The organism is Rhizobium sp. RU33A, from assembly GCF_900156055.1.
GTDB lineage: Bacteria > Pseudomonadota > Alphaproteobacteria > Rhizobiales > Rhizobiaceae > Allorhizobium.
In genome coordinates this window covers 1-26,352 of record NZ_FTMQ01000011.1, presented here as the reverse complement: position 1 = coordinate 26,352, position 26,352 = coordinate 1, and the positions used below count along the sequence as shown (strand labels likewise).

Genomic DNA, 26,352 nt, shown 5'->3' with positions numbered 1-26,352 from the left:
ATTTTTCATCGTTCAAATGCTCCAGCACTGCCGAACGCATTGTCGTCATTATTGGTTATGTTAGGATGAACTTCATTGTCCGAACGACCTCGAACGTGCCGGGATAGCCCTTGGCACCCCTTCAGGGGCGCCCTGCTCGTGACCTTCAATGTCGATTTGAGGTCACATAGCGAAGATCTGGAAGCTCAGAGGACGCCGGAACGCCCAAGTGCGGTGGCTCGGTATGAAGCTCGGTCCAAGTCTTCTGACTTCAAGCTTGAATCTGAGAAGTGGGCACGTGATCTGGAAGCCCAGGTCGATCGGGTCGCGCTGCTCCAGACACAAAAATCCTCGAAAGCACTGCCCTTGAGCAGCTATTGGATCGCTACCAGTGCGAGATTTCACCCACAAAGCGCGGTTCCGTGCAGGGATACAGCGGATCGACGTGCTGCGTCGTCATGAGCTCGCTTACTGGACGCTGATCGGACTAAGCCTGCAAGACATCGCCTCGTTCCGCGACGAGCGCCCGCAGTCAGTAGCTCCATCTACCACTGTCCGCGAGCTTGCGATCCTCAGCCACGTCCTTTAGGTCGCGATCCGCGATTGGGATTTGCCACTCGCAAAGAACGTGGTGAAGCTGGTTCGTGGTCCGACGATCCGAAATAATCGCACCCGGAGACGGACGGCCGACGAGGAGCAAAGGCTTCTCGATGGCTGCGACGGTGGACAGACACCATACTTAATGTCGCTTCTGATCTTAGCCAAGAGACAGGGATGCGGCGCGGGGAGATCCTTGGGCTGAAATGGTCCGACATTTCGCACAATCGTCGGGTGATCACGCTTGCCCTGACCAAGAACGGCTCCAGTCGCGAGGTGTCTTTGTCTGGTAATCCTATCCGTCCTCTCGGGGTTCAGGGATAGATTTCACGCGGCGATTTTCAGTCTCTGAGCGGCGACGTGGTGCCGCTAACGCATCTCAACTTGCAGACTGCTGTCAACAAAATACCATTGTTCAAGATGTGCTTTAATCACAGGTTCGATCGCCGCGTTCAGTCTTATAACATCCTCGATGATATTCTCTGGAGCAGTCGAATTGCCTGACGGGATAATCGGCGGCAAAGCTGTAAAGACGAAACGAAAATCTTTGCCTCGGACGTTATACCAAGGGCAGATCGTCGCGCCGGTGATGCGCGCCAGCCGCACCGCCAGCCCCAGATTTCCTTCCAGATGTGGCGATTGCCCGAAAAAGGGCCCTCGGATCTTTCCCGCAAAGGCCTCGTCGCAAAAAATCGAGAGGATTCCACCTTGTTTGAGGAGCTTGAGGGCAGGACGAACTGCCTCCAGGCCGGGTGGCAAAAATCGCACTCCGGCCTTTTTGCGGACACGCGATGCAATCCATGCCTTGGCGCGATCGTTTGGCGGTACATACATTGTATGGGGGTGAAGATTAGCGTTCCGCATCACGATGGGACCAATTTCCCAATTGCCGAGATGTAGACCGACCATGATGACCGGCCCCGCTTTGGCGGCCTGTTTGACGAACTCGATGTTTTGAACCGATATTCTTTCGGGATGGGCTGCGATACGGTTGACGACAGAGAATTCCGTCATCAACCGTCCTTGCGAAGAGCAATAGTCCGCAAACAGGCGTGCCTGCTCCTCATCATCACTGCCAGGACGCAGCCGGCTCATCGTTTCGCGGGCTCGTTGTGCTGCCACCTTATGGTAACGCGGAATGGCATAGCGCCCAAGTGCGGCACCAAATCGGGAGGCCACATCCATCGGCATCAGACGCAGCCCGTAGAAGGTAGCCAGATGTGCAATATTCCAAAGATTATCGCTGACCCAGTAGCGCATGAAGGCACGCCGCGACTCCTTACCAGCGAAAAGCTCCCTCAGTCTCGGGGCGGACGGCGCCATAAAGCGCCAAGCCTTTCGTTTGGAGAGCTTTGTTTCAGAGGGTTTTGGATTGATCATACCGGCCCCTTGTGTCGTCTATGCAAGGTTACTGGCAGCCCAGCCCTTGGTCTAAGTGTGAGACGGCATTGCGGCTCCACTTTGTGGTTTTCTCGCAGTCGCAATTTGAAATTTTGCGCCAGAGTTGCAAGGCAAAGGATTGCCTCGACCAAACCGAACTGCAACCCTGGACAGGTTCGTGGCCCAGCGGCAAACGGTATGTAGCTGTAGGGTATGGGCCGTTCGTCCCCCAGAAAGCGCTCTGGTTTGAAGTGGTGCGGGTTGGGAAACAGCGTTTCGGTACGATGCAGGAGCCACGGGACGATCATCACAAGCGCTGCTGGATCTACCTTAACGCCGCCGATTTCATCGGCCGCCAGAGCTTGCCGCGCCAAGATGGGCACAGGAGGATAAAGCCTGAGTGTTTCTTCGATGATTGACCTGCACCAGTTGAGGTGTGGCACGTCGCTTAATGTCGGCGCGGCATTACCGCATACCTCGTCGATTTCAGCGTGAAGAGCGTCCTCTACCCATGGAGCCTTAGAGAGTAGGTACCAGGCCCATGTAAGGGTCGACGCAGTCGTTTCATGCCCGGCCATAAAGATTGTTGCCGCTTCGTTACGAAGTGCGACGACATCAAGACCGAGTTCCGGGTTCCGCTTTTGGCGGCGAACCAAAAGCTCGACCATCGAATTTTGATCCCCATGGCCTGCAAGATGGTCTTCCACGACCTGGTCTATTACGCGGTGGATCCGCTTGACTGAGTTGCGCAGTCTCGGTGTGCGCCAGACCGGCAAGCCGTCATCTAGTCCCAGAAAATATCCAAGATTCACCGAATCTATCAATGACTGATAGCGGCTAAAACCTTCAATGACCGAATTGGCGCTATCCTGGCCGAGATCGTTTCCGAAGACGCTTCTCGAAATGATCTCCGCTGTGAGCCCGGCCATCTCGTAGAGCACGTTGACCTCAGCGCCATCACCCAGCGACACCCAGCGCTGGACCAGTTCTTGTGATGTCGAGGTCATTATCGGGGCGAAGGCTGGCACACGGTTTTTGTGCACGATGTCAGATACGAGCGGTCTTCGCTGCTTCCAGGTTTCCTTGTCAGAGATAAAGAGGCCGTCGCCCAGCAAATACTCAAGCGCGCGACGCATTTGCGGAGACTTCCGCTCATAGTTGTCGTGTCTCTTTGAGACAACATAACGAATGTGTTCTGGTGAGTTCACCACAACAATCTGCCGACCGAGAACGCGTATCGAACTGACTTTCTCGTAAAAGTCAGTGGCACGCCATACGGAGAGTAGATCGCTCCGTGCCTGCAAAATCAATTGCAGTGGTTGCTTTGGTTTCCCCGTATAATAGTCTGCATGTGCAGGCTCGAATTCACGCCCTTCGAGCTTCTCAGAGATTAAAACCGGACGTTGAAGCCATCCGAACATATTGCTCCGATCAGAGAGAGAAAACCATGGCTTGATACGGCCAAGCTACGTTTAAAGGAAGTCAGGCTATGGTCAAGACCGAGCATCGATCGTAACACTGCTTTGGCGATGTACACGGCGATCGGTGCGGGCTTCGTTTTAGACGCTGAGTGCCATCACTTTTTATCAATATTGTTATGACGCATAACAACGTAGGCCCAAGGGTCAATCAAGCCAATGCAGCTACCGCATAACCCTGATCTCGATGCGTAGCCGATATACAGAATTGAGGGAATTCACATGGCCGCGGCCGCGCCAGCTTGAAATTGTTTGCGAATATCAGCTGTTAAACTAAACATGTCGGAATGAAGATTACGAAATATGGACTGGAATTACATACAAGAACATTGGGACTGGGCGGGGCATATCCTCGAGGCCCTCGTCATGGCTGCGATCGTTGCGCTATTGATGCGGATCGTAGTGAAATCCCAGCTTGCCCTGATCGTTGGATTTGCGTTTGCCGCAGGCCATTTCCACGGGCGGGAAAAACGGGACTACGAGATAGCAGTCGCTATGCCACCGCCGCATCTTGATGCCTACTACCTCTGGCGGTGGTCCTGGGATCAAGCCACAGATTTCTGGCCTGTCGCGATCATCTGTTTTGCCTTCATTCTGTTTCTAAGCATGAAGGTGCGAGGTTTGAAGTGATGTGCGGCAGATACGCCGCTTTTTAAACTGTTCGCCTTTGTCGATCGCTATTTTTAAAAAAGTCTATTTGAGCAGACCTAGCTATCTCTTGCTTTTTTTGGTGCTCGCCGGAAATAGGCGAAATGAACAAGCGGTCGAAGGATGGGTTCGCAAAATGCAAGCACGCTCAACACCAGGCCAAAGTGAATCTCGGAACGGCCCTTCGTCATTCCAGAAAGAATGCGCTTCGCCACCAGATCGGCTGACCAAGGCTCATGCTGACCTATAAATCGACGCGCCTCCACCGGCCGTAAATTCAGTTCCTCCATGAGTTGCGGTGTTACTGTATCTGGCGGAAAGCAAGAACAGACTTCAATACCGTCCCCCTTGTTTTCCAGACGCAGACTTGTCGCAAAAGACCGCAATGCTGCTTTTGAGGCGCAATAAGCGCTATATCCCGGTATTGAAACGAGTGCTGCCCCAGAGGCGATGATGAGGACGCAGCCGCCCCTTGCAGCGCGCATTGCGGGTAAAGCCAACCTCACAGTATTTGCGACACCGATCAGATTAACTGCAACTTGCCGGTTAAACTGAGCAGCGTCTTGCTCTGCAAAGAGCTGTGGCGTGACGATGCCAGCGGAGGCGATCACGGTCTCTACGGGGCCGAATGCCTCTTCGCAGGCGGTGAAGGCATCCCGTAGCGATGCCTCGTCAGCGACATCTGCAGACGCAATGTGAATTCTCTGCGCGTCGTCAGCCTGTAGCGCAAGGTTGTGCTTTGCGGCTTGCAGCTTTTGCCAATCACGCGCGACGAGAGACACATTGTTCCCTTGCGCCAAGAGTAGGCGAGCAAGGGCGAAACCGATCCCGCTCGATCCGCCGGTGATGAGGCAATGACGCATGTCTTTGCTCAACCGTCGGAGGCCATTTCGCTCATGAGACGCGCCATCGCCTGCCGATCCAGTGACGCAATACCGAAATTGGCAGCGACGAGCTTCTCGAGGCATTCAGCGGTCAGCTGCACCGCCTCATCGATCTGATCGGGCGTGTGTTCGCTGGTAATGAAGAAGCGCAGGCGTGCTTGTCCTTCAGGTACGGCAGGATGAATGATCGGCAGTGCATTGACGCCGGCTGCCATCAGGTCATTTGAGAGACGTGCTGCACGCATGGAATCGCCAACAATCACCGGTATGACCGAAAAACCGAGGCTGAGGCCCGTGTTCAACCCGGCCTTGCGCGCGCCCTTAAGAAACTGCGCCCCGTTGCGGCGCAGACGTGAAATGCGCTCAGGCTCCTGCGCCACCAGATCGAGACTTGCCACTGCGCCGGCTGCAAGCGGTGGGGACAAGCCGACGCTGTAGACGAAACCGCCGGCCGTTCCCTTCAAAATAGAGATCAGCGCTTCGTTTCCGGCAATATAGCCGCCACAACTCGACGTGGCCTTCGATAAGGTGCCGGACCAAATATCGACTTGACCCGGATCTATATCAAAATGCTCGAAAGTGCCCCGGCCGGTTTCGCCTAGAACGCCAAGCGCATGGGCTTCATCAAGCATAAGCCAGAAGCCGTAGCGCTCGCGCAGCGCCACCAGTCCCGGAAGGTCGGCTACATCGCCGTCCATGGAATAGATGCCTTCCGCAACAACCAAAATGCGGCGGAAGCGGCCTTGGAAGCTTTCCAGCAATTCCTGCAGATGCGCCATGTCGTTATGACGGAAGAAACGACGCGCTGCACCGGAAAGTCGGACACCTGTTAGGATGCTGTTGTGGATCAGTTCATCATGCAGGACGAGATCGTCCGGCCCCATGAGACCGCCGATAACAGTGACATTGGTGAGATAGCCGCTGACGAATACAACGGCGCCCTCCGTGCCGTAAATCTTGGCAAGCCGACCCTCAAGCTCTTGATGAACAGGTCGCTCACCAGCCACAAGCCGGCTGGCGGAGGCCGAAACACCATATCGCGCAAGCGCCTCTTGCACCTTGGCGTGAACCAGAGGGTGCTGATTGGTGCCGAGGTAATCGTAAGACGCAAAGTTCGTCAGGTGACGCCCATCAATTTGTGTCGTAGCGCCCGCTCCCACATCATGGGTTCGATAGAAAGGATTGCCGATCTGGACCAGTTCGCCCGCCAATTTCTGCATCTGAACCTGCTTGTATTCGGCCAGATCCTCGAAGCGCGCTGCAGCACGCTTAAGCGTTACCGTATCCGCTTCCACCTGCGGCTTTTTCCGGTCAATCCCGCGCATCTGGTTGAGCAGAGCATCCTTTCGGCTGCGTTGCATACGGGGGCTGCTGCTTTCTTCGCGTGCTGTCATGCTTGATTGACCGCCTTTGTTGAAGCGTCCACATGTTGCGCGGTAAGCGCCTCGAAATCGGCATCACTGTCGACAAGATCGACATCTTGGCCGCCTGAGCGCTGGACCCGTTCGTAAAGCTTCCGAACCACCTGATCGATGGTCGTCGTGTCGCCCACACTGCTGAGGGGAATTTCAACGCCGGTCCGCTCCTTGAAGCTCAGACCCAGCTCCACAGCCATCAGACTGTCCAAACCGGCATCTTTCAGCACCTTGCCCGGGGAAAGCGAATTTTCCGATACACGAAGCACAGCCGCCATTTCAACCGCGACAAGCTTGTAAAGAATATCGAGGGCCTCACTTTCCGTCTTGTCGGCAACCAGCGCAGACAGATCGATGCCATCAGATCCCGACGATGCGACCGCATTCATTTGTCGCAAGGGCACTTCAAACAATGGCGTTGCGACGACCGCTAGATTGCTGGCGACGGCCCAGTCGATCGGCGAACACATCACAGTTGCCGCATCCACGGTTCCTGGATCATTCGCGATGTAGGCTTCGACGAAGTCCAGAGCAGTTGCCGCCTTCATGGCGGAATTCCCGAGCCTACGGCTTAAGATTTCACTGACATCGTCATTGGAAGCCAGATAGCCCTTGTCTGCGATGGCGCCAAAGCCGACAGCCAAGCCTGGCAGGCCTTCACGCCGTCGCCGACGCGCAAGTCCCTCCAAAAAGCCGTTGGCCGAAACATAATTGGCTTGGCCCGGATTGCCGATCATCGTCGTGGCGGAAGAGAAGAGCAGGAAATAGTCCAGCGGATCCTTGCGGGTTGCTAGATCGAGGTTCAACGCACCGCGCGCTTTGACGTCGATCACGCTGCGGAAGCGCTCTTCGTTCAGGTTTGCCAAAAGCGCATCATCCAGCACCATGGCAGCATGAACGATGCCGCAGATTGGTGCTTCCGTACGCAGAGTTCGCAAGAGGCCATCAAGCGCCGATCGTCTTGTGATGTCGCAGGCGTGAAGGCTTGCCGTCACTCCCTTTGCGCGCCATCGATCAAGTGTGGCATTGGTTTCCGCGTCGGCGATGCCACGTCGTGTCACCAGCGCCATCCGGCGAGCGCCGCGCTGCACGAGCCAATCAGCTGCGGCCAGGCCGAAGCCACCGATCCCGCCGATGACAACATGGAGCCCCTTTGCATCGACCGCATGCTTTTTTGCCGGAAGCCGGGCAACTTCATCCTGTCCGGAAACCGGCGGCGTGATGACAATCTTCCCGATATGTCCGGCATTCTGCATCAAGCGGAACGCGGAGGCGATCTCGTTGTGCCGGAAGCGCCGATAAGGAAGCGGCACGAGTTCGCCGGATGCAAACAGCTCGCCCAGCTTGGCAAAGATCTCGCCTGTCAGCTGCGGCGACTTCAGCGGCAACTGATCGGCATCGATGCCGAAATAACTGATGTTTCGACGGAAAGGGCGCAGACCGATCTTGCGATCGGAGTAATAATCGCGTTTGCCCAGTTCAAGAAAGCGCCCGAAAGGCTTTACCAAACCGATGCTCTGCTCCATCGCGTCAGAAAACAGCGAGTTGAGCACAAGGTCGACGCCATCACCATTGGTGATGCGCTTCACATCAGCCACGAACGAAAGCGACCGCGAGTTAAAGATGTGTTTGACGCCGAGCATCTGCAAATAGGCGCGTTTTTCTTCACTGCCGACGGTCGCAATAACACTCAGCCCGAGGCAGTGCGCTATCTGGATGGCAGCAAGACCAACGCCGCCGGCTGCTCCATGAATGAGAATGGTCTCACCAGCCCGCGCTCGGCCCAGTTCGACGATTGCATACCAAGCGGTCAGGAAGGCAACTGGCACGGTCGCTGCAGCCGTCAGGTCCAGCTCAGCCGGAATTTTTGCAAGACCGTTGCGCGCAATGGTCGTGTGGGTTGAGAAAGCCTGCGGGCCAATACCCATGACCGCGTCACCGATCTCAAGATCCGTGACGGCCTCCCCTTTGGCGACGACCCTGCCCGACAGTTCCATGCCGATCGTGGCGCCTGCAAAGCCCTCTTCAAGCGCTTCTTCCGGCAAAAGCCCCATTGCCCACATGACATCGCGAAAGTTCAGACCGGCTGCGGCAACTTCGATAACCACCTCATCCATTTTGACCGACGGTTGGGCGCAGGCCTCCCAGTACAAGCTATCCACGCGTGACGGGGTCCGCTGGCGGATTGTTGCTGCATCGAAATTCAAGCTGTTGGCATGAGCCGGCGACAGGGGTTCGGAAATGGCTCGCAGTACATGTATCTGCTCACCGTCTCGAGACAGAACCCACTCGCGATCATTGTGCTGTCCTTCAATCAGCTCAAGGACCCGACGCCACTGGTGGGCTTGTGCGTCAAACAGATGGACCGAAAGCCCGTCCACCTCGTTTGCAAGCACACGTGCAAAGGTCCAAAGGCCGGCACAGACCGGGTCAGGTCGACGCCCACCCAGATCACACCCTGCAGGGGCACCGCCAGCGAGCAGGAGAACGAGGTCTATGTCGCGGCGACTTGACGCTACATTGAGGCTTGTTTGGACCGCATTGGCAAACCGCGCAAGCTTTGCGCTTTCAGCAACGATTGCTTCGTCATCATGAACGCCTTGGGGTCTGCCAGGATAAACGAACCTGATGCGAGATGGCGCGTCCGCGCGCAACAGTACCCCGTCAAGCGTTTCAGCAAGTTCGGCATCGCTTATGTCAAGCGATAGGCTGGCTGAGGGCGGGAATGCCCCATGCCCAGCCCCAAGCAGGATGAAATCGACAGGCTCTGAAGAGGCGCGCGCAAGGACGCTCTCTCCATGAGCCTCAATGAACAATACTGGACCAAATGGGCCATCAATAGGCACTGCGTTCGGCGACTTTGCTTCCAGACGGCCCAGCAAGCGCTTCCAATCCTGCTCGCTGCCCAAGCGACTGATCTGCATGCCGGCAAGGCTATCTTGTTCCTGCCATTCCGGGGTCAGACCAAGCAGGAAATTGGTCGAGGAACTGCTCGCCGTCTCGACCGCTATCAGGTGTGCGCCGCGGCACAGTGCGGCGTCTACGGCGGCGAAGACTTCATCATCGCCATCCATCATGCTGAAGAGGCGATCTGAGCTGGACAGAACGAGATGATATGCGCCAATCGCTGGGATCTCGGAGACCACGGAAATGCGGGCGCTGCGCTCAAAGGACAATTCCAATGGTCGGCGCAGATCTTCAGCCGGTTCGTACACGACCAGCCGACCATTGGCGCGGCCGATATGTTCGGCAAGCGTGGAAATAAAGCCCAAAGCGGAAGAACCGAGCATCAGAATCTGAAGGGGCACGCCTGGATTTGCGTCCACGACCTTTTGAACGGCGTTCAAGACTTGGCGATCGCGCCAAGTGGCGCCCAGCGAATGCTGGCGGAAATGCTCTGTCGTCGAGCGGGCCGGCAGGCTCGGTGCGACGAGCTCTTCCTTTGGATGATTTTGCAGAAGGGACAAAATGCCGGCATGAATGCTGGCCACCATTACCGCTTCCACGCCCCGATCCGGGCGATCGGCTTGCAACTCGCGCAGCAATTCCTCGACCGCGGGCAAATTGGTCGAGGGTTCCACCCGCCAGCCGGAGGCTTCATGGGTGGAAAGGCCTGCCTCGATCAAAATATCGAGGCAGGTACCAAGGAACGCGCGCAGCGGTTTATCTCCCGGAAGGGATCCTTGATCGATTAGGCCGCCCTCAGATTGCAGCGCGATCGCGATGTCGTGGCAGCTGCGATAAATCGCGGCTTGCAAGAGAAGCGATGAATCCTCGCCAAACGAGTTGGCCGGAAGCGGAAGCATATCGGACGGAATGCTGACAGGCGCGGGCGCAGAGGCAAGCCATGGAAGCGTCTCATAATGATGTCCGTAGGAGGACAGAGACATATGCTGACGCAGCCATGTCCTCCGGAAACGGCAATCCTCAATGCGCAAGACAGGCTTTTGATTTCGATCGCAAAGCACAAAGCGAGCCTTGATCGAATGCGGGCTGAAGCGCTGGATCTCGATCCGAGCATGGCGGATGTCAGTTCCTGGCTGCAGAAGATCGATGGAACCGAAGCGGACAGGAATATAGGGCGCACCATCTGTCTCACCGGACAACTGGTCGAACAGACCAACCAGTCCATGGAAGGCGGCATCCAGTGACATCGGGCTGACCGACCAATCCATCAACGGATGGGCTGGATCAGCTGACGGCGCCAGATCAACATCGACGCGACGCTGTCCATCGGTCACGGCCTGCGTCAGGAGACGAAACAGTGGGCCATAATCGAGACCGAAGTCTGATGCGATTTCATAGATTCGCTGCGAAGCCAACCCGGCTCCCCGAGCTGTAATCGGTTCATAATCTGCCTGCCCATCGGTTTCGACGAACTTCTGGCACCGTGCCACAGCGTGAATTGTCCAGTCATCCGTCGTCAGACGTTCGCGCGAGCGGATCTCGATCAGGCCTGTTTCAGGCGATATAATCGTTGAAAGCTCAAGCAGCTTCGCATCCAGTGTCAACGGATGCAGAAGTTCCATATTGACGAGTGAGACCCTGGACGTCCTGTAATATTGCTGCGCGACCTGGAGTGCGATCTCGACAAAGCCTGCTCCAGGCATGATGGCTCGTCCTTCGACGACATGCTGGGCAATATCCGGAAGGACAGCCGCATCGATATGATTTTTCCAGGCATTGCCGTTTGGATCGACACGCCAGCCGGCCAGCGTATGGAGGGCGGATCCCCGACCGAACAAATCGTAGCTATCGCTTGTTGCCGGAACAGTCAGTTCTTCCGGCTCGAATGGCAGTATCGGAAGATCGACACTCGCCATGCGCGCTATAGGCATACCGTCTGCACCATGGGCGAAGGCACGCGCTATGCTGCGTGTAATCGGATCAACTCCTTCGCAGCTCTCTTTAAGCAGCGTGGAGATGATCTGGGCATTACTCGCCTGCTCGCGCACTGTCTCTTTCAAATAGTTCGAAAGAATCGACCGCGGCGAAATCTCGATCAGAAGGTTGCAGCCAAGCTCCAATGCTCTGGCCACGGCCTTGCGGAAGGCGACTGGTTCACGGGCGTTGCGCCACCAGTAATTGCCATCCAGCAGGCTTCCACTCAATTCTTCGCCCGTCACCGTAGACAGGAAACCGAACTCCCCAGGCCGCAGGCTGATTTTCGGCAGGGTTGAGAGAAAATCATCCTTCACATCATCGATGAGAGTGTGATGGAATGGGTAGTCGATATCGAGCGGTTGAACGGCGATCTTCGACCGCCGGCCCAGCGCTCGGACCTCCGCAATGCTTTCCCGCGGCCCTGAGAACGTAATGGAGTTGCGGGAGTTCACGGCTGCTACGACAACATCCGTGATGCCATGCTTGGCAAGAAATGCGTTCGCGGCATCTTCTCCGCACAAGGCGGCCGCCATTGTCCCACGACCGAGCGTGGCGTGCTGACTGCGGGATCGGGCAGCAACCACCGAAACTGCATCCATCAGCGACATAGCGCCAGCGATCTGCGCGGCAGCCACTTCGCCGATGGAGTGACCAAGCACGTAGGCGGGCTTTATTCCGGCAGCCAAGAGGCAATTAGCAACCGCGATCTGGATTGAAAATAGAAGCGGCTGGGCGATCCGCGTATCGGCCAGACGCGTGCTCAGGCTGTCGTCATGCAGAAGGTCAACAAGTTTCTCACCAATATGCGCCTCAAACAGAGCGCTTGATGCATCGAAATGACGGCGGAAGGTCTTGTTCAAACGGTAAGCATCAAGCCCCATTCCGGCCCACTGGGCGCCGTTACCGGCAAAGACGAAGGCAATTTTTGCTTTTCCGCCTGACGCCTCGCCTTTTTCGGCAGCATGCGCTGCTTCACCAGCGAGATAAGCCGACAATGCAGCTTCTGCTTCTTTACCATTGCGGACCGAGGCGACCACACGGTGGCGCATCAAACTGCGTCCAGCAGCAGATGCAAGGATGAGTGTATCGGCCTCGTCGGGGGCGACAGCGTTAAGCCGATCACGATAGGTTTTTACCAGTTCCCGCAAGGCCGTCTCGGTATGGGCGCTTGCAACGAAGTATTGATCGCTCGGGCGATCTTTTGCAGCCGCTTTTACCGGCTCAGGGTCAGAAATGACGACATGCGCGTTCGTGCCGCCGAAACCAAAAGAATTTACGCCTGCCAAGCGCGGGCTCCGAGACCGCAGCAATTCAAGAGGGGTGGAATTCACCCTTACGTTCAGATCGTCAAAATCGATGTGCTCGTTTGGAGTGTCGCAAAAGAGTGATGCCGGCAGATAATTCTGTTCAAGCGCCATGACGGCCTTGAGAAGGCCAAACAACCCCGATGCCGGTTCCGTGTGACCAATATTTGACTTAATCGATCCGAGCGGCAATGGGGCACGCCGCTTTTTGCCAATGACCTGGCCAATCGCATAGACTTCCGCGGGATCGCCCACCTTCGTTCCAGTACCATGCCCTTCGAGGAAGGCGATCTGGTTCGGATCAATGGCTGCCTCTTCATATATTCGCTGAAGTAGCGCCATCTGCGCCTCGGGCGAGGGCAAGGAAATCCCGTTGGTGCGCCCGGCTGAGTTCACCCCGCTGGCAATAATCCGGGCACGGCTTCGGTCTCCAGCAGCCTGTGACTTGTCACTGCGCCGAAGCACGACTGTCACTGCGCCCTCTGCACGCACATAACCTGATGCCTCATTGGCATAAGGACGACAACGGCCCTCAGGAGACAACATACGTGCCTGGGCAAAGCCGACGAATGGAAGAGGGTGGTTCAGGAGATTAACGCCACCGACGATAGCTGTGTCCACATCACCCCGTTCAAGCGCTCGGACCGCCTGATCAAGGGCAACAAGTGAGGACGAACACGCTGTGTCAATGGTCAGGCTTGGACCATTCAGACCAAAAATATGAGATATGCGATTGGCAACAATTGATAGTGTGTTGCCGGTCATAAAATAAGGGCCGCCTGATGCCGGATCCTCAGACGACAGATTGGCGCTATCCAGACTTGATGCGCCAACATAGACGCCAACCACCTCATCTCGAAGGAGGTCGATCGGCAGCGAGGCATCTTCCAAGGCACGCCAAGTCACGGTCAGGAGCAGTCTTTGCTGCGGATCCATCGCCATCGCTTCACGACGTGACAGGCCAAACACGCCATGATCAAAGTCGTTGACGCTGTCCACAACGCCGGCGGCGAATGTGTATGTTTTGCCCTCTACGCCTTGCGAGGGATGCCAGAAACGCGCACGATCCCACCTGTCACGCGGGATCTCAGACACAGTGCATTTGCCAGCACGCAGATGCTCAAACAGCTCACCAGCAGAGCTCGCACCAGGTGCCACACTCGCGTAACCAATAATCTCTACCGTCATAAGCCTCAGGCGTGTTGTTACTGTTCACGGAAGTCTGGCACTAAAGACACAGTCACTCACAAATGGGAAGCCGGCCATCGTTATATAAAATTATTGGTTGTCAAGGTATCTCAAGAATCAGCGGAAGCAAGTGGGATGGCTCTTGTTGATGGGAACGAAATATGTTTTGAGGGGAGCAGCTGATTTGTGGGAGACTGCGCGGGTGAACAAGACTGCCGTGAGCTTAATGTGCATGGCGCTTGCCAGCTGCCAGGCCGTGCCTTCTGAGGGGCCGCTTGCAACCGAAATCGTAAGCCAGGCTGGCTTGTCATCGACAGAGCTTAAGCGGTCTCAAGCTGAAGTCTTCGAACTCGTTGACGTCGATGCGCGCACGGCGCGGCTGATTTCTGATTTTCAGGCCAACGGGTTGCGCCGTCGCTTCAGTGCCAGCGGCTCCGTTCGTGAACCGGTTGTCGGCGTTGGAGATCAGCTGAAGATCGTCATTTTTGAGGCCGGCGCAGACGGTCTTTTCTCAACCAGCGAATCGAAGCAGACACCGATTGACGTGGTCGTGCAGACAAATGGCACGGCTTCCATTCCCTATGTGGGCAGCGTTCGGCTTGCTGGCAAAACAATAGAGCAGGTGCGACAGGCGGTGCTGGCTGCACTGGAAAGCAAGGCAGTCGAACCCGACGTGCTCGTCAATCTGGTCAACACGGCATCTCGCAACGTGACGATTTCTGGAGCTGTCGCCCGCTCATCCGTTATACCCTTGGGATTGGTGAACGAGACCCTGGTCGACGTAATTGCTCGCGCTGGCGGTGCGATCAACCAGCCATATGAGACCTATGTCAATCTGACGCGCGGCACAGTCAGTGGCTCAGTGCTGTTGAAGTCGATTGTTGAAAATCCCAAAGAAAACATCTTCGTCCAGCCGGGGGACAAGGTCTACCTTATACACGATCCTCGCACGTTCACGATTTTGGGCTCCGTCAAGAATGCACAGCGTGTCCCGTTTGGTGCAAATGACCTGAACCTGCTTGAAGCCATCGCCTTGGCCGGCGGTAGCAATCAGCAGACCATCGACGCGAAGGGCTATTTTGTGTTCCGTTACGAGGAGCCGGAGATCGTCGGTGCTCTGATCGGGCGTGATCGCTTGGCCCAGCTGGTAGCCAAGGGGCTGAAACATGATCGCGAAGGCCGATACCCGATTGTCTACCGTTTCAATATGGAAAACCCCGATAGCTTGATCGTCGGACAGACCTTCCCCGTCAAGAGCCGCGATGTGATCTACGCATCTCGTCACCCTTCGGTCGATCTGGTCAAAGTTCTGGATATTTTTGCAAGACCGATCGGCGTGGTTGGTGCAGGGGTCGGGGTGGCAGACGCGTTCTGAGCAACGTGTTTTCAACCTCAACTCAGGCGAACTCGACCTTGATGATGCGACGAGTATGTGCGTTGTCTAGAATGCAGGCGCTACATCTCATTTGAGAAAAGGCGAGTGTCAGTCCGTTGTCATTGCATTCACACCCCGTCGCTCTCGTCGTTGCCACCTATAGTCTGGCCTCTCTTGTGGTTTTGGCGACTGACCGATACGCGCTCACGCGAAGAACGCGGGAGAGGTTCGCCGAGAAGCTCAGCCTGAAGAGACGAGTGAGCGAAATCGCGGCGCGGCTGTTGATTATTTCCTTGGTCTATGCTGGCTTCTTCTCGCTTTATTGGCGACCTCTTTACTCCATGCAAGGAACGATTTCTTTCTTTGTCATTTTTACAGCAATATCTCGCGCTAAATTTACATATATTCGAGAGCCATTGATATTTTCTGATCTCGCGCTTGTTGTCGACCTGTTCAAGCACAAGGACATCTTTTACGCGACCTTCCTCAATGTCGCATTCTGGGGCCTGTCACTCACCTACATCATCGGTGCAACCGGCCTCTACATCTGGTTTGAGCCGACTGTTTTGCCCTCGCGGGATGCCGCATTTTGGATTTTTGTCGGCATAATTTTGGCCTATGGTCCTTGGGTTCTCATCTTTACCGCAAAGCTCAATCCACCCCTTGTTTACATCTGCAACAGCCTGCTTCAGACCGTAGACGCGCGGCGCAATACGCTCCGTTTTGGAGCATTCACCAGCATTGTTTTGCAGTTCATCAGTTGGCTGGGACACCGGCGTGAAAAAGTTGTGGCCGAGATCAAAGCCAGCCTGCAACACGCTTTTTATGACCTGACAGGCCATCGCGACGAGGACAACAGCGATTTGGCGCCGTTGTTGATTGTCTGGCAGTCAGAATCCTTCATCGACCTGCGGCATTTCGGTGTGGACGATCTCAGTCTTCCTAATCTCGATGGGCTGCGTGAGCGCGCGAGTCAGTGGGGACGGGTGACAAATGTGTTTGAGGGTGGCTATACATTACGGACAGAATTTGCCGTTCTGACCGGGCTGCAGCCGGAACACGCACATGCTGATGCCAGCTACCCCTATCTGCGCGCCGAATACTATGCCGACGTTGCGTGGCCGAAGTGGTTCTTGAGCCAGGGCTGGTCTACGCATTTTATCCATCCGTATGACCGGACTTTCTTCTTCCGCGACAAGGCAATGCCACTTCTCGGCTTCCAGGACATGACTATGCTGGACGCCTTCGACCACGATCCCGCAAAAGATGGCCCCTATGTCAGTGATCGACGTCTGGCGAAAAGAGTCATAGAGACGATCGAAAACAGTGATCAGCACCAACCAAGTTTCATATTCGTGGCCTCGATGGCGAACCACGGGCCATGGGAGACTGGACGTGTTGGTACGTTGACTGACCCGATCGAAATCTACAAGGAACTCCTGCGGAAGGCCGACGATGCTCTAGGCTATCTATCGAGCTTTCTGGAGGCGCAGAAGCGCCCAGTCTGGCTGCTTTTCTACGGAGACCATGCACCGCTGCTCAAATCCTTTGCTGATCCGTTCCCCGATCCACGAACAGATTATGTTCTGGTGTCTTTGGGTACCGCGAAATGCTCAACTGCTCGGCCCATTGCACCGACGGAAGCCGCGCCCTGGAACCTCATGCGGTCGCTCGTTGATCATTCACGTTTCTCATGGAAGACGAACACATGAGTGTCGCCCAGTCGCAGGCAGATACCAACCGGAAAGTGTTCCTGTTTTTGCAGGGGCCATCCTCGCCACTCTTCGCGAAAATAGCGAAAAACCTGGAAGTCGCCGGCCATACCTGCCTTCGGATCAACTTCAATCTCGGCGATCGAATCTTTTGGGGACGCAAAGTAGCCATCGAGTATCGCGGCAGAAGAGCTGACTGGCCAGCTTACATTGCACGTTTCCTAAGCGATAAAGGCGTAACCGATCTCATCTTGCTGGGCGAAGAGCGACCCTACCACAAGGCAGCAACAAACGCTGCCCATACGCTCGGCATCCGAGTCTATGTTGTCGAGATGGGTTACCTCCGGCCGGATTGGGTTACCTTTGAGCGAGACGGCATGTCTGGTAACTCTCGCTTTCCCAAAGATCCAGCGATCATCATGGCGGCCGCTGAGACGCTTCCTGAACCGGACTGGACGCAACGCTATCATCAAACGTTTCTGGCAGAAGCGAGTTACGACCTGCTCTACAACTTATCAAACGTGTTCTTCTGGTTCTTGTATCCGCACTACGAGCGCCATGCAGTGTTTCATCCGCTGGCAGAATATGCCGGTTGGGTTCGCCGGCTTTTGCGCAGCAAGTCAAGACGAAGTGAGGCACAAGCTGCCATTAACTTCCATATTGCCCATGCAAATGAGCAGCCGTATTTCGTCTATCCGCTCCAGCTGCAGACAGACTATCAACTTCGAGCACACTCTGATTTCAATGGCCAGGAAGATGCGATTGAAACTGTCGTTGTGTCTTTTGCAAAGCATGCGTCAGAGCGCAGTCGATTGGTAATAAAAATACACCCCCTTGATAACGGTCTTATCAATTGGCGATCCGTCGTCTATCAGGTTGCAGTAAAGTATCGAGCCGAGAATAGGATTTCCGTTATTGACGGAGGAAACCTGGAGCTGCTTTATACAAAGGCGAGTGGGGTTGTAACCGTAAACTCTACTGCCGCATTGCCGGCGCTGCGACTAGGGAAGCCTGTCAAGGTGCTTGGGCGAGCCGTCTACGATATTGATGGCCTAACATATCAGAGGGAGCTGGACGATTTTTGGGAGGGGGCAATCCCACCGGTATCGGATTTAGTGGTCGGCTTCTTCCGTTTGCTTGCGGATCAATATCAGGTACGTGGAAATTTTTATTCAACCGCGGGGACAGACGCGGCCGCCATGGAGATAGTTTCTCGATTGTTTCATGCGTGGCAATAGCCTGTGATCGTGTCCTGTTGGATAGACACTTCCAGATTCCTGACGGTTCCTTCTGCGTTCCTGACGTTCAACCTTTACCAACTACCTCACGTTTCCCATATCACTCTACTACCGTTTCGAGCGGCTCGTCATTGCTTACGATCGCCGGAATGAAACGCTCACGGACTTCAGGTGAAAACTTGTTTGTTGACTTGCTCACATCGGCTCCACACTCTCAGAATGTGGAGCCTCCGGTAAACGCAGAGCGGTTCAATTCGACGTAAGTTGACCCTGTTTAAGCAGGCCCCGGCTTGTGCGCCACTCGGTTTCCGATATAGGGGTGAAGTCTAATAAAATCTGAAATGTAGCCGTATAAAGCTCTGCTATTAAAGATTAGGAACTCAACGTGAAATCTGACGGAGAGAGATTTACGCCTACAATGGGTCTGCAGATTGCCCTTGAGCATTGGCATCGATACCGTCTTGCGCTAGGCCATGTAAGCGGCAAGATCGTTCTCGATGTCGCCTGTGGCGAAGGATATGGTAGTGCGCTTTTAGCGGAAAGAGCTCAACAAGTAATTGCAGTCGATATAGATCAAGAGACAATCGACGCTGCTTCAGAAAAATATATTCAAGCAAACCTAAAATTTAGCAGATGTAACGCCACTGAGCTGCCGTTGTCAGATAGCAGCGTGGAAGTAGTAGTGTCTTTTGAAACAATCGAACACCTTACACAGAGTGAGCAGCATCTTTTTCTTGCTGAAGTTTCTAGGGTGCTCACTCCGGATGGGTTGCTAATAATATCTTCGCCAGATAGGGTTTCATACAGCGAGGCGCGAGGTCTCCATAATCCTTTTCACAGACATGAGTTGACCAGCGACGAGTTTCAGGCTTCTCTGGTTGAGCGCTTTCCGTATGTCGAAATCGCTAAGCAGCGCACCGGATTCTTAAGTTTGGTGACCTCACAAAATAGTTTGGAATCTTTTTCGATAAGAGAACGAGCTGACGGAACGTTTATTTGTTCAGACGAAAAGCTGACCTTTGACTACTCTATCGCGCTTTGCAGCAAGCATGAATTGCCGGAGCAGGCCCTAGGCGAGAGTGTAAACTTTGATACTCGGCTGCTAACAGACGTTATCGATCCAATCACGAAGAAGCTCCTCGCTGCATCCGCCGTTGCGGAGGAGAGAGCAGTGGAAATCGCATCTCTCATTGAGGCTGTTGAGGAGGGAAAGAGGCGTTGGTATCTTCAATCCGGATCGGCGAGCCGAATTACGGAACAATCGCTAGACGAGCCTCTCACTACAGAAAAGATTGCAGCTCTGCACGAGAACGAAAAGACGATTCTCCGTTATCAGTTAGCCATGGCTACAACAGCGTCGGAAGAGCGCGCTGTTGAGGTTGCAATGTTGCTCAGTTTGCGCGAGCGCGAGATCGCGGCTTTGCGGCAGCAGCTTGCTCTTGCTTCGGCTGAGACGCAGGAGCGGCTGTCTAGCATGACATTGGCGCTACACTCGCGCGAACGATCTTATGATGATGTGCTTGAGAAGTTTCGATCAGCGTCAGCACTTGCTGAAGAGCGAGGTCGGGAGATAGCTTCGTTGCTAGAAAAGGCATCGACTGAACGATCCGAGTTGGAGCGACTGTACGTCTCGGCCTCAGCTTTGGCTCATGAACGTGCGGAACAGATTGCCGCGATGATTGAGGCTATTGAACGTGAGCGAGTTAGTCTGCAACTCGAAATTTCCTCATTGAGCATTCTTCTAGATGAGCGCGCAAATGAGCTTGCAGCCGTTACAAAAAAATTCGAACAACAGAACAGTGAATTAGAAAAAGAACGTGTGCTCGTTTCTGCGCTAGCGGATGAACGTGCTAGCAAACTTTTAGAGGTTACAGAGATTTTCGGTCGCAAGATAAGTGAGCTAGAAAAGGATCGCGCGCATTTTTCCAGTCTTTGCGATGAGCAAGCTGCTGAGGTAGAAAATTTGAGAGGGTTGCTAGAGTCGGAGAAAATCGAGAATGAGAACCTAAAGTCTAGACTTAGTAGTGGTTTCATGAAAAACATCACGTCGCGATTCAAATAGGTTAGAGGGCTTTATGGAGACGGCAATGTACGGTGGCGATGAGCCACTAGTCAGTGTAGTGATACCGTCATACAATCATTTACAGTACCTTGGTCGAGCGATTGATAGTGTTCTCAACCAGACGTACAAAAACATTGAATGTATCGTTATTGATGACGGATCCACAGACGGATCCTATGAATATTTTCTTAGGTTGTACGGAGATAACCCACGTGTACATCTGAGCACACGTGCAAACCAAGGCGCCCATAATACAATCAATGAGGGAATCGCGAAAGCTCGTGGCGATTTCATAAATATCTTGAATTCAGATGACACGTTCGCAATTGACCGCTTGAGATTGTTGGTTGAAGCGGCAGGCTCTCATGGCGATGCGTTCTTTGCAATCACTGACTTAATGGTTGTCGACGAGAATGATATGCCATTTAGCGGAGGCCCAGAAGGCTACTATCGTAAATTAAGTGAATTAGTCTCTAATGTGCCGACAGGCTCTGCATTTTGGAGTGGCAACATTGCCATGACGACCTCAAATTTTTTCTTTTCTCGCCAAGTGTGGGAGGAGACCGGTCCCTTTCGGTCCCTCAGATATACTCACGACTGGGACTGGGCACTGCGAGCGTCAGAAAGGTTTGGATTTAAGCGCTTAGACCAAATTCTGCTCCATTATCGTGTTCATGGTAAAAATACCATCTCGGAGCCAGATATCTGGAGCCATATCGCCGAGAATGCCGTCGTATTCGCTACTTCCTTGAGGAGGATGCCTCTTGTTCGGCAGCAGGCACACACAAGCATCTTGCCTCCCCGCATTATGGCTCGCATGCTGAAGAATGACAGCTTTCTTCCGATGGCTACGCTATACTTATTGAGCCTAGGCAGGGACGATGCTGAGCTTCTTAGCGGTCTTGCTAATGGAACTTTGAAACAAGATTTAAAGGATCTGTTGGAGGAAGCCCAGATGACATTCGACATAATGCTTTCTGCACAGCATCTTCATCAGAAGGTGATCTCAAGCCAAGCTGCGAGAGGGAACAGTTCAACAAGCGGTCATTCTCCTGAAAACGCAATTCCGACTACTCGCAAAAAAAGCTGGTTACAGAAACTGCTGCCGCGTTGAAATGTTTACTGGGAGATCCGCATGCCAATTACGACAGTCGACGTTTGGGATACTTTACTACGTCGCAAATGCCACCCTGATGAGATCAAACTCGGTGTAGCAGGCTACGTCACAGTTAAGTATCACGCGTTGCTGACGCCTTTCTTTCGTGATCGCGAAGAGCTTCACAAGCGTAGGTACGCTAGTGAAGTTGAGATTGGTCGAATTCGGGTTAGCGAAGGTGTTGATGATGAATACGAGCTTACCGAAGTATGGTATCGGACTATCAGGGCATCAGCGCCAGGGCTAGATCCAGTTGAAATAGACTCGATAGTCTCCGATATATGCGAATACGAATATCTCTTAGAGTTGGATTCGACATATCCCGATCCGACGATCAGCGCAGTACTGGAACGCTTTGCGGGTGCCGACGACAAGTGGTTCTTGAGCGACTTCTACATGGCGAACGATCGTCTAGCGAGTTTGATCAAAGTTCATCATCCTCAATTAGACCTTAAAGGGGGATTAGTGTCGTGCGAAGTCGGCCTCAACAAGCGATCAGGACGGCTGTTTGAAGCTTTTGAGGAAAGGCAGCGCCCCGTTGAAATAACTCGGCATATTGGAGACAATTCGGTATCTGATGTCGCAATACCGCAGGCGCGAGGTATCCAGAGTTATCATTTCGTAAATAGCAAAGAGGAGCAGCGAAAAGAGCAATTGCTCCACCAATTCCTAAGGCGTCAAGCGGGCGATCTTTACAGCATCTGGGAGGAAATCAAAGAAGTAGGTTTGAGAAGTGCCAAGCGCAAACGCGCGGGAAGAAAAGGCGCTGCGTTCGATTTGGGTGTAGAATTTGCTCCTACTATGGTGGCCTACACGCTGTTCGCAATCGAGGAAGCTATGCGTCGCCAAGTGGATACAGTCTACTATTTCACCCGCGAAGGCGAGCTTCTAGCAAAAATTCACGCCGCGATTTCAGACGCGTTGCCTCAGGTAAAACTGCCCAAGCCGCAAGTTCTGGAAGTCTCGCGGATTGCCACATTTGGCGCCTCGCTCCGAAAGGTCGATTCAACCGAATTGGCTCGGCTGTGGACCATGTATCCTACACATTCAATGCGCGCACTGTTGCTTTCCTTGGGTGAGCAGCCGGAGAGTTTGAGCATTCATCTGAAGGCCCACGGGATTGAGATGGATGAGGTAATTTCGCATCCCTGGAATGATAGTCGTTTTCAACGATTATTGGCTAACAGAGCATTCCAGGCCGACATACAAGCCGGGTTAGATCAGCGGCGTCGAGATCTGCTAGGTTATCTCGCTGAACGCGGTATCAACGCGGACACCAAAAATGTGTGCATTGTTGACATCGGTTGGCGCGGTACGATTCAAGATAATCTCGCAAGGGTGCTGCCCGACACACACTGGCACGGTGTTTACCTTGCGCTGTTTCGGTTTTTGAATACACAGCCAGAGAATACATCCAAATCAGCTTATCTCTTCGACTGCAATAATGGCGTTGACACAGAGGAAGACATCACTCCGCAAGCTCCGGCTGAGATGCTCTTTAATTCGGCCTCTGGGAGTGTAACAGGTTACAGTTGTCAAAATGGGCGATATATCGCTCACAGACTCGCCAATGAAGATGAGAATAAGGTTCATCGATCCTTTACTGAATTTTTTCAGGAAGGCGTCCTTAGCGCTACACCAGCAATTGCAAGTTACATGCGTGTACGTGGCCTACTTTCAACCGACGTGAGTTTGTTCGCTCGCCGGACAATCAAAGAGCTCTTAGCCCGGCCGCCTCGGGCGATGGCGCGAGCATACTTTCAGCTGAGTCACAACGAAACGTTCGGAAATGGACGTTTCGTGATGCAAGACGGAGCGTTGCGTCTGGTCAAGGCGCTGAGAAAGGTCCGCCCGTCCTCAGTAGTTAGGGAGCTAGATGATCAAGCAGGATCAAGTGGCTGGGTTGATGGTTTTTTTGCTGCAAACAACCTCGCAACCGCTCGGGCTGCATACCGTCTTATCTCCAATGCTCGTGGAATCTTCGCATTTGTCCGATCCTTCTCGATTAAATCCTATAAATATGGTTATCGGAGGGTCTTCAATGATCTGCAGATGGCGCTTAACGCACCTCGCGATGTCGTTCAGAAAGCGAAGCCAATTGGGCGGGAAATTCAGCCGCTCCTGAGGGTCGTCGGCGATGTAGATTTTACGAATACCGATGCTCTCAACTTCAACTTTCGCCATTCTAACCTCCGTAAGAAAGACGACGGTCCATTGAGGATGAGTTGGATTATTCCGGATATCGGGGTGGGGTCTGGCGGGCATATGACAATCTTGCGATTCGTGAGATATTTCCGAGAACTAGGTTTTCACTGCAGTATATACGTGCATGAAAGGTCCGAGCATGGATCTTCTGAAGCCTTAAAAGTCTTTATTGAGAGTTACTACATGCAGCTCGACGGAATTGACGTTTACAGCTCCGTCGACCACGTCGAAGACTGCGACATCTTGATCGCGACTCTTTGGGTTACAGCCTACGACATATTTAAAAGAACGAATTGCAAGCTCAAATGTTACTTTATTCAAGATTTTGAGCCTGATTTTTACCCGAGGGGAAGCCATGCCGTGCTGGCGGCTAACAGCTACAAGCTGAATTTATTCGGTATATCCGCCAGTTCTTGGCTCGAAAATATCGTTAGCAACGAATATGGAATGGATGGATGCAAATTCAATCTCGGTTACGATCCACATTCATATTTTGAAGATCAAACCGTCATTCGGGATCGGGATAAAGTCTCTGTATATATGCGTCCAAGCACTGAAAGACGTGGCACTGAGCTACTCATTGCGGCTCTGTCGTTGGTGAAGAAGCAACGGCCGAAAACAAAGGTTGTAATATTTGGTACCGACAATCTTGGTTATTCGGATATTCCTTTCCGCGCTGAAGTTGTTGGATTGCAAAATGAAGAGCAATTACGTCGCCTTCATAGCTCTTCTGCAGTGACGCTGCTGAGTTCGCTAACGAATTACTCACTTCTACCGATCGAGGCTGCTGCATGTGGTGCGGTAGTCGTCGACCTCGATGTAGATAGCATGCAGGCGACATTTGGGCATGGCTCACCTGTGGTTCTAGCGCCGCCGGACCCGGTTGGCCTCGCGCGCCGCCTAATAACGCTTTTGGATAGTCCTGAGGATCTTTCGAGACGCTCGGCAGAGAGTATGGCCTTCGCCCAACAGTTCACTTGGGAGGCGGCGTTTGCGACGGTGACCAATGGTCTCGCGCGCGGCTACTTTGGTGATGCTCCCAGTAGTCGACGAATCCCCAGCAGATCTCTTATCAGGGCCTACAATGGTCAAAGAATTTACTTTGTTGAGAACGGTGCGCGGTATCATATCGCAAGTGCTGAGGAGTTCCTTAAGGCAGGCTTTAGTTTCGCAGCCGTGACCCAGATTTCGTTGGCGGAGCTGCTCAGCATTCCCGATAATGGCCTATATTCAGAACTAAACGCTTCTTATGAAAAGGGCTCTTCTCAAATGGCGCAGTAGATAAATATGCCTTCCCTTGTTGCAGTGCTGCTAAAAAGCGGCGCTGCTCTCGTTCGATCATTTCCGTCGGCTGCCCTTTGACGACTTAACTACATTAGCAGGATGTTCACAACCATGGCACTCATCGAATCCTCGGAAGCTGTTTTTTGCATCGATCGGAGCTGGTCAGATAGTCACAATTTTGTGGTACAGGGTTGGGCGTTCTCCAAGCATGGTGCAACTGTCGATTTCACTGGGCTCCTAATTGATGGATTGCCGGCAAAAGTAGTTAAGACATTTCCTAGAGAGGACGTTAAGATTGCCTGGCCTCAATACGATGTTCCAGTCGAATGCGGCTTTGTTGCAAATGTTAGAACTCCTATTAGGAGCACTCAAGTCAGGTTGGGAGATGCTGCAGTAGTTGTTCAGTCCGAATGGGGAAAATCTCAAAAGTATACGCCGATCCCTCAACTCGGCGACCTTTACTCTAAATTGATCAAAGAAGTTGAGAAAAACAACCTCGTAGTCCTCGAAGTTGGAAGCAGAGTTGTGGGAAACAAGGGCAGGTCTGGTGATTTCGTAGGTGCGAAAAAGTATATCGGAATGGATTACCATCCCGGGGAAAACGTTGATGTTGTCGGCGATGCGCATTATCTAAGTAAAATATTTGAGCCGGGTTCTATAGGCGCCGTATTTTCAACCAGCGTGCTCGAGCATGTGATATTCCCATGGGTTGTTGCGTCGGAAATACATAAAATCCTTAAGGTTGGCGGGGTTGCCCTAATTGATACTCCTTTTGTTTGGCCTACCCATGAACGCCCGGCAGATTTCTGGCGTTTCACAGATATGGGGCTAGCGGTGCTGTTTTCGGGGTATTTCGGCTGGGAGATCGAAGATTGTGGTCTAGCAGTTCCAGTCTCGGTCCATCCAGATAGTGACGAAATCGGCAACCCGCAGTTTCCTTGGGAACCGGCTTACGGTGCATCTAGAATCTATGCGCGCAAGGTTCGGGAATTTAACTGGAAGGATTTTCGATGGGAGGATGCAGACCTTAGTCAGGTTTTCAACGGCATCTACCCCACCCAATCGTTCAATGCTTCGTAGAGTGTTGATTTCCAATGAGAGCTTACCCGGCGCAGTCAGATAGGGGTAATCCCCCCGGCAATTAACGGGCTTCAAAAGTAGAATTTTCTCAGGCTTGATGCTCGAGGAGATTTTGATGAAGAAGAGCCGATTTACCGAAGCCCAGATCATGGCTGTGTTGCGCCAAGCCGAAGGCGGTGTCCCCGTCCCTGAGCTTTGCCGGGAGGATTACCCCGAGGAGGTCTACCTCCACGCCTGCAAGACCGTGTCTGAGGCCCGCGTCGGCATTGGCCGATATCTGACCTTTTACAATAGCCGACGCCCACATTCATCCCTTGACCGGCTGAACTGCCCCCCATTTCGACCGGACAGTCGGCATAAGCAGAAAGGCTCAAGCACAGGCTTGAGGGTAAGCGGCAAGGAGACCCCATCTGGCGTCGCTGATGCTGGGCAGGGTATTCCGGACATACGAGTTCTCTGAATGTGAGGATCTATGTCTAGGCC

14 protein-coding genes and 2 pseudogenes are annotated in these 26,352 nt (G+C 53.5%); 11 read left to right on the top strand and 5 right to left on the bottom strand.

Annotated elements, in window-relative coordinates:
- The first annotated feature begins 753 nt into the window (after positions 1–753).
- Positions 754–900 carry a tyrosine-type recombinase/integrase gene (locus tag BW978_RS23945; RefSeq protein ID WP_348529171.1) on the top strand — a complete coding sequence of 49 codons (147 nt, stop codon included), beginning with the start codon at positions 754–756 and terminating at the stop codon, positions 898–900.
- A 45-nt stretch (positions 901–945) separates the two neighbouring features.
- On the opposite strand, the gene BW978_RS22585 is transcribed toward BW978_RS23945, so the two are convergent.
- Together BW978_RS22585 and BW978_RS22580 are read right to left on the bottom strand one after the other, a co-directional pair.
- Positions 946–1,956 carry a lysophospholipid acyltransferase family protein gene (locus tag BW978_RS22585; protein ID WP_076398440.1) on the bottom strand — a complete coding sequence of 337 codons (1,011 nt, stop codon included), beginning with the start codon at positions 1,954–1,956 and terminating at the stop codon, positions 946–948.
- The gene (locus tag BW978_RS22580; RefSeq protein WP_076398438.1) at positions 1,953–3,377 is read right to left on the bottom strand and encodes a cytochrome P450; all 1,425 of its coding nucleotides are present in this window, start codon (positions 3,375–3,377) and stop codon (positions 1,953–1,955) included. Before BW978_RS22580 ends, BW978_RS22585 begins: the two co-directional genes overlap by 4 nt.
- A 360-nt stretch (positions 3,378–3,737) precedes the next feature.
- Between BW978_RS22580 and BW978_RS22575 the strand changes: the two genes are divergently transcribed.
- Complete coding sequence (locus BW978_RS22575; RefSeq protein WP_076398435.1) at positions 3,738–4,064, top strand: hypothetical protein; 327 nt, start codon at positions 3,738–3,740, stop codon at positions 4,062–4,064.
- 77 nt (positions 4,065–4,141) lie between these two features.
- Here BW978_RS22575 and BW978_RS22570 read toward each other — a convergent pair whose 3' ends face one another.
- The 3 genes from BW978_RS22570 to BW978_RS22560 all read right to left on the bottom strand — a co-directional run bounded on the left by BW978_RS22570 (position 4,142) and on the right by BW978_RS22560 (position 13,757).
- The gene (locus BW978_RS22570) at positions 4,142–4,945 is read right to left on the bottom strand and encodes an SDR family oxidoreductase (protein ID WP_076398432.1); all 804 of its coding nucleotides are present in this window, start codon (positions 4,943–4,945) and stop codon (positions 4,142–4,144) included.
- 8 nt (positions 4,946–4,953) lie between these two features.
- The gene (locus tag BW978_RS22565; RefSeq protein ID WP_244552033.1) at positions 4,954–6,291 is read right to left on the bottom strand and encodes an aminotransferase class I/II-fold pyridoxal phosphate-dependent enzyme; all 1,338 of its coding nucleotides are present in this window, start codon (positions 6,289–6,291) and stop codon (positions 4,954–4,956) included.
- A gap of 65 nt (positions 6,292–6,356) precedes the next feature.
- Complete coding sequence (locus BW978_RS22560; protein WP_076398427.1) at positions 6,357–13,757, bottom strand: type I polyketide synthase; 7,401 nt, start codon at positions 13,755–13,757, stop codon at positions 6,357–6,359.
- A gap of 226 nt (positions 13,758–13,983) precedes the next feature.
- Here BW978_RS22560 and BW978_RS22555 point away from each other — a divergent pair, with 226 nt between their 5' ends.
- The 9 genes and pseudogenes from BW978_RS22555 to BW978_RS23430 all read left to right on the top strand — a co-directional run.
- Positions 13,984–15,132: a polysaccharide biosynthesis/export family protein gene (locus BW978_RS22555; RefSeq protein WP_076398425.1), complete on the top strand. Its 1,149-nt coding sequence runs from the start codon at positions 13,984–13,986 to the stop codon at positions 15,130–15,132.
- Positions 15,133–15,248: 116 nt separating this feature from the next.
- A complete protein-coding gene (locus BW978_RS22550) occupies positions 15,249–16,844 on the top strand; it encodes an LTA synthase family protein (protein ID WP_076398423.1) in 1,596 nt (531 codons plus the stop codon).
- Positions 16,841–18,082 carry a capsule biosynthesis protein gene (locus BW978_RS22545; RefSeq protein WP_076398420.1) on the top strand — a complete coding sequence of 414 codons (1,242 nt, stop codon included), beginning with the start codon at positions 16,841–16,843 and terminating at the stop codon, positions 18,080–18,082. Before BW978_RS22550 ends, BW978_RS22545 begins: the two co-directional genes overlap by 4 nt.
- 385 nt (positions 18,083–18,467) lie before the next feature.
- A complete protein-coding gene (locus BW978_RS22540; RefSeq protein ID WP_139330642.1) occupies positions 18,468–20,144 on the top strand; it encodes a class I SAM-dependent methyltransferase in 1,677 nt (558 codons plus the stop codon).
- Positions 20,145–20,169: 25 nt separating this feature from the next.
- Positions 20,170–21,258 carry a glycosyltransferase gene (locus BW978_RS22535; RefSeq protein ID WP_076398415.1) on the top strand — a complete coding sequence of 363 codons (1,089 nt, stop codon included), beginning with the start codon at positions 20,170–20,172 and terminating at the stop codon, positions 21,256–21,258.
- A 21-nt stretch (positions 21,259–21,279) separates the two neighbouring features.
- The gene (locus tag BW978_RS22530) at positions 21,280–24,786 is read left to right on the top strand and encodes a rhamnosyltransferase WsaF family glycosyltransferase (protein WP_076398412.1); all 3,507 of its coding nucleotides are present in this window, start codon (positions 21,280–21,282) and stop codon (positions 24,784–24,786) included.
- A 114-nt stretch (positions 24,787–24,900) separates the two neighbouring features.
- Positions 24,901–25,869 (top strand): class I SAM-dependent methyltransferase, encoded by a 969-nt coding sequence (locus tag BW978_RS22525; RefSeq protein ID WP_076398409.1) that lies wholly within the window; start codon positions 24,901–24,903, stop codon positions 25,867–25,869.
- Positions 25,870–25,984: 115 nt separating this feature from the next.
- Positions 25,985–26,074: pseudogene (locus BW978_RS23860) on the top strand (transposase); the annotation flags it as partial.
- A gap of 9 nt (positions 26,075–26,083) precedes the next feature.
- A pseudogene (locus BW978_RS23430) lies at positions 26,084–26,188 on the top strand (integrase core domain-containing protein); the annotation flags it as partial.
- Positions 26,189–26,352 lie beyond the last annotated feature (164 nt).